This is a genomic window from Luteibacter sp. P4_E6 (assembly GCF_056401535.1).
Map to the genome: position 1 here is coordinate 1 of NZ_JBFUJE010000300.1, position 4,798 is coordinate 4,798.

Below are 4,798 nucleotides of genomic sequence, written 5' to 3' on the forward strand. Positions count from 1 at the left end.
TCCTAATCCTCACCCGCGCGTTCCTGCATTGCACGGCACCTCGCGAGCTCGGCTATCTGTATGCCGAGCCCGAGCACTATCACCCGGCAAGCAACGACATCAGCATGGACCTATCCTTCTCCTTCGCCGATAGCTTCGTCGGGCTAAAGCCGGTGCCAGGGTTCGCGCCGGAACTTCGGCCCGATGAGCCGGGGCGCCTGGTGGCATGCCTGGGCTTTGAGGCCGATCGGTTGGACCGCATCCTTCAGGACGACGACGGCAATTTCATCAAGCACACCACGCTGATCTTTGGCGTACCGCCGTACCGGACCACGTGGGAGATGCATGCGCTGTTGCCCCACGCGCGCCTGATCAATCAGAACCGGGACAGAGAGGTCGCCTTCGCGGGTGCGAACAACCCCAAGGCGACGTTTGAGCAGCTCAACGATGCGGCGCGCGCCATCGACGCCGGCCGCAACGAGCGCCTGCTCGTCGCCCCGCTGGGCTCCAAGCCCAGCTCCATCGGCGTCGCCCTGTTCGCCTGTTGTCGCGACGACGTGCGCTTGAAATACGACTTTCCCATCCGGGCGCGAAAGCAGACCAGTGGCGTCGGCGCCGTCCACCGGTACTTGATCAACAAGCGCGTGGCGTAAAGCCGCAGTCCCCGCGGTCGCCACCAGTACGACGCGCGGATGGACAGCATTAGTATAAAGGAGTATAAAAATAATCACGTATTACGAGAAGATTCGATGCAAGCCGACGACGTCTCCAGCGCCTTCGATAAGTGGTGTCATTCCCGCGAACTCGCTGAGCACACCTTGCGTGCGTACCAACGCGAGGGCGGCCGACTGCGTCGCTGGTGGTCGGCGCCAGGTACGCGACGGGTGTTCGACGAAGCGAACGCGGTGGCGCTCTGCGACGCCCTGTCGTCGGACAATGAAGCAGTACTGGCCAGCGTGGGCATCACGCGCCCGCTCCAGACGGGATCGCTGCTGCAGGCCAAGCGCATTCTAGGGGCCTTCTTCCTTTGGTTGGCGCAGCAAAACCCTGCGGCGCTAGCAATGGCGATGCACCTGAAACAATGGCGGCCCTCGGCGCCTATCGAGGTAGCCACTTGCGCTTCGGCGTCCGTTCCGGTTGTGGATGTGGTGGCGCTATTGGCGCATACGCCCGACACGTCAGACTCGCCGCGCCGCCTGCGCGATCAATGGATCCGGCAGCTGGCGTTTTGGTCGAATGCCTCGCGCGGAGAGCTCGCCGCACTGTGCATGAACGACATTCGGGTGCGTGAGGACCAGCTCCAGGTGCGCCTCCCCGACCGAAATGGCAGCACCACCTGGACGGTTCTTCCGCACCTTTGCCTAGACTGGTGGGCGGCTTATCGCCGATCTCTACCTGTGACGCAGGGTGGCTCGTCCCCGGCGTTGCGTTCGCTCAGCCGGCCCACGGCGGGCCTCACGGACTCGTCCATTTCGCGGATCGTCGCGGGCACGGAGCCTACTCGCCGGGCAGCCGGCGCCGGCCCAACACTTCGGTCGCTAAGACACCAGTTCGTGGCACTGGGCTATCGCGGCGGTTTGCGTGAAAGCGCGCTCGCCCGGCACATGCGCCTTGCGCGTGCGCCCGTCGAGCTCGCGGACCCGTCGGTGAAGCCTGCTGAGGCGATCAACTTATTGGCCGACCAGCTCATGAGCGAGGCGCGGGCGCAAACTCGAGAACCCCGCAGCGGCAAGGCGAGGTGGCAATGATGGGTAAGGGGCTGCGCTCCTTTGGATGGGCGCTCTATGTGATTACCATGCTGGCAGGGAGATCCATATGTTGAATCCGAGCACCACTCCCACGCGGACCCGTTCCCGCGCGCTGGAGCAGTACTTCACCCGGCCGGAGATCGGCGACCTGCTGGTGGGGCAGATGACGCTCGCAGAGGCCGGTCACGTGGTCGAGCTCGGCGCGGGCGAAGGATCGTTGCTGGCTGCCGCCCGGCGCCGCTGGCAGGCGGCGCGCCTGACGTCGGTCGATATCGATCACACCCTTCGCGTGGCTGACCAGGTGATCGGTGATCACAAGCACCTCGTGATGAACGTGCTATCGCCGACATTCGCACGCAGTCGCCGACTTGATCTCATCGAATTCGATGCGGCGGTTTGCAACCCTCCCTACCAAGTGGCGGAGCTGGCTGACCCGTACCGCTCGCTGCTTAAGAAGGTTGGCCTGCAGGCCGCACTGCCGCGCGAGGGTGGGATGCCGGCAGACCTCGTCTTCCTTGCGCATAATCTGCGGCTGCTTCGGCACGGTGGCCAGATGGGTATCATCGTGCCCGACGGTACGGTTACCGGCGAGCGTAGCCGGCCGCTGCGCGAGGCGCTGCTGGCTTCGCACGCCCTTCATAGCGTCATCGAATTACCGTCGCGCGCTTTTCCCGGTACCGACGCCAAGACGTTCATCCTAACCCTGGAGAAGGGTGGGTCGTCGCCCGATCGCATTCCCCTTTACAGCGCCGACCAGACCGCGTCCCTCAGCGAGCCGCTTTACGTCTCGGCTGACGAAGCGGCGTCCCGCATGGACCACCGGTTCTACGCTTGGCAGCGCTCGACCGGCGGCCTTGCCGTGCAGGCGCTAAGCGAATTCGCTGGCGTGGAGATAATTCGTGGCCGCTGGAATGCAACCGAGGCATCACATGCCGGGTTGCCGATTCTGCACTCCACCGATATCCCCGGCGCCGGTCAGGATCGCGACCTGTTTCTGTCGCGTGCCAGCATTCGTCGGGCGTACGGCGACGCTCCCCGGGCCAGGGCAGGGGACATCGTCCTGACTCGTGTCGGGCGGCATCTGGAAGAGCGCTTCGCCCGCGTTATGGCCGGCGAGTCCGTGATCAGCGACTGCCTATATGTGGTGCGCGGGCCAGTCAAAGCAATGGCTCAGCTGTGGCGCTCGCTCAACTCGGTCCAGGGACACGCATATTTGGCCGCGAATGCGCGCGGTGTGTGTGCCCGCGTACTCAACCGGTCATCTCTTATGGAATTCCCAGTGCCGCTAGGGTCGGGTACCCGGCGGCGCTGAGGGTCGCGCCGCCGTCTGTCGCGCGGTGCATTAAGTCACTCCGCGCCACCCTCCAGGTCGTCGCCGACAAGCGCGAACCGTGAATGTTAGGGAGGAGCGAACCTACTTTTCCTTGAAGATGCGAGAAATAGGATTCGCCACCATCTATAGGTCCATTGTGGATGTCGCTTGCAGTGGGATCGTATCGTAGTGAGCGCCGGTCACGCGGAGTTCTGTAACGTCATCAGCGGAGATCGAAAGTGCGGGTTCCTGCGAGCTTCCTTTATCGTCAAATGCAAACATCTCATCGATCCAGTCGAGCTCAGGAGGAGTTTTACCACGTCCCATCGCCGGGACTTTAACGCTGGAAGCGGCTCCGAAAAGGGCAATGTTTTTTCCGGCCCTGTGCTGAGCGGACTCGTAGATGATTCCGTCGATTCTTCTGGTGGTGCCGTCCACCTTGACCCTTAGTTGCGAACCTATATATTCGGCCACTACTTGCGTCGGCACATAATCAAGATAGCTTTTCGAGTCGAGCACGGCGAGACTAATCGCTCGCCTGAACCGTTGAAGAAACGACCACTGCTCATTGCGCTTTATCTGGTACTTGGCAAAATTGCTTTTATGTTTCTGAGGGGCGGCGAAGCGCGTTAGATCGAGAACGCATAGCTCGCGGAGAAGACTGAATTGGCCCACCGCGACAGTTTCACCAACAGGAGGGCGCAACTCCGCTACACATGTTTCCCGATCAAATGCGCCATAAAAGACTCCGATACCCGAAGCGTTCATACGCCCTGGCTTGCGCATTCCCTCCGGCGGAACGCTGAGCTCGATCCACGGATTTTCAAGTATTTTTCTTAGATTTTGATCGTCGGCGAGTCGCGCTCGATAGACTGCTTTGGCTGACGTATGGGGACCAATTGTGTAGACGACAGGGCCTTCGACAGAATGTTGCCGATGAACGTCCTCGAAGATCTCTTGCAATGCCGTCGATGCCCCCTCGTTGAAGAAGCGAGCCGAATGCAGGATAGATTTCCGGAAGCGATCCCACAGCACACTGTAATGTGCGCCATAGGTTCCGGGGGATGTAACGTAGCCATACTCATCCGAGAAAAAGGGCTCTTCGCCGTCTTGTGGCAGGTACGGGTCCGCTTCAATAAGTGCCCGTGCCACCAGTTTTGCGGCGTCGTAGTCATCCATCTCACCGAGCTCAAGCACTACTTGTGCGAGGTCGTCGCCTTCAGGCTCGCCGTTCCAGTCGTAGTCACCCACGCTATGAGTTGCACGAATGACAGGGTCGAACAATTCTGCCACCTGTTCTACCGGAATACCCTTCCGTGACTGATGGAACCTACACTTAGACGTGGTCTTGGATGCTGCACGCAACTCTTTGACGCGTCTCTTCAGGACGATTTCGTCAAAACACTCTGGGCAAACATACGACATTCATAGGTCCTTTTCGCTGGCAAGACGCGGCAAGATTCGCCCCAACTAAGCGCTACAAGACTAAGTTCGTGCAGATAGCGCTACCCACGGCGATGCCACGCCGATGATGTCAGCGATCTCGGGCTCTGTGTGACCTCGTTGGCGAAGCCGTCCGACCTCGCGCGAAGGGGGCGCCGGGACGGCCTTCTAAGCCGGGCTCACATACGGCTGGCGAATTGGTAACCACCCTCCGCGAGAGCCGGCGTTAGCTTGAAGGGTCTGAGGCAGGCGAGAAACCGCGCCAGAACGGGCGTTAGCGCTCACCCGGCCCCAAAACGTGAACAGTGTCCACTTC

4 protein-coding genes are annotated in these 4,798 nt (G+C 61.2%); 3 read left to right on the top strand and 1 reads right to left on the bottom strand.

Annotated elements, in window-relative coordinates; all coding sequences use genetic code 11:
- From AC1DT2_RS15870 to AC1DT2_RS15880, 3 genes are all read left to right on the top strand, one after another.
- A partial coding sequence (locus AC1DT2_RS15870; RefSeq protein ID WP_477297368.1) for a hypothetical protein occupies positions 1 to 632 on the top strand: 632 nt, incomplete at its 5' end.
- Positions 633 to 671: 39 nt separating this feature from the next.
- Complete coding sequence (locus AC1DT2_RS15875) at positions 672 to 1,727, top strand: hypothetical protein (RefSeq protein ID WP_477297369.1); 1,056 nt, start codon at positions 672 to 674, stop codon at positions 1,725 to 1,727.
- A 67-nt stretch (positions 1,728 to 1,794) separates the two neighbouring features.
- Positions 1,795 to 3,039 carry an N-6 DNA methylase gene (locus AC1DT2_RS15880; RefSeq protein WP_477297370.1) on the top strand — a complete coding sequence of 415 codons (1,245 nt, stop codon included), beginning with the start codon at positions 1,795 to 1,797 and terminating at the stop codon, positions 3,037 to 3,039.
- Positions 3,040 to 3,183: 144 nt separating this feature from the next.
- On the opposite strand, the gene AC1DT2_RS15885 is transcribed toward AC1DT2_RS15880, so the two are convergent.
- Positions 3,184 to 4,332, bottom strand: coding sequence for an RES family NAD+ phosphorylase (locus tag AC1DT2_RS15885; RefSeq protein ID WP_477297371.1), 1,149 nt, complete (start codon positions 4,330 to 4,332; stop codon positions 3,184 to 3,186).
- Between the last annotated feature and the right edge of the window lie 466 nt (positions 4,333 to 4,798).

What these genes read in the sequence shown, in the direction of transcription:
- AC1DT2_RS15875 (WP_477297369.1), top strand. Translation starts at nt 672, where the DNA reads ATGGACAGCATTAGTATAAAGGAGTATAAAAATAATCACGTATTACGA.
- AC1DT2_RS15880 (WP_477297370.1), top strand. Translation starts at nt 1,795, where the DNA reads ATGTTGAATCCGAGCACCACTCCCACGCGGACCCGTTCCCGCGCGCTG.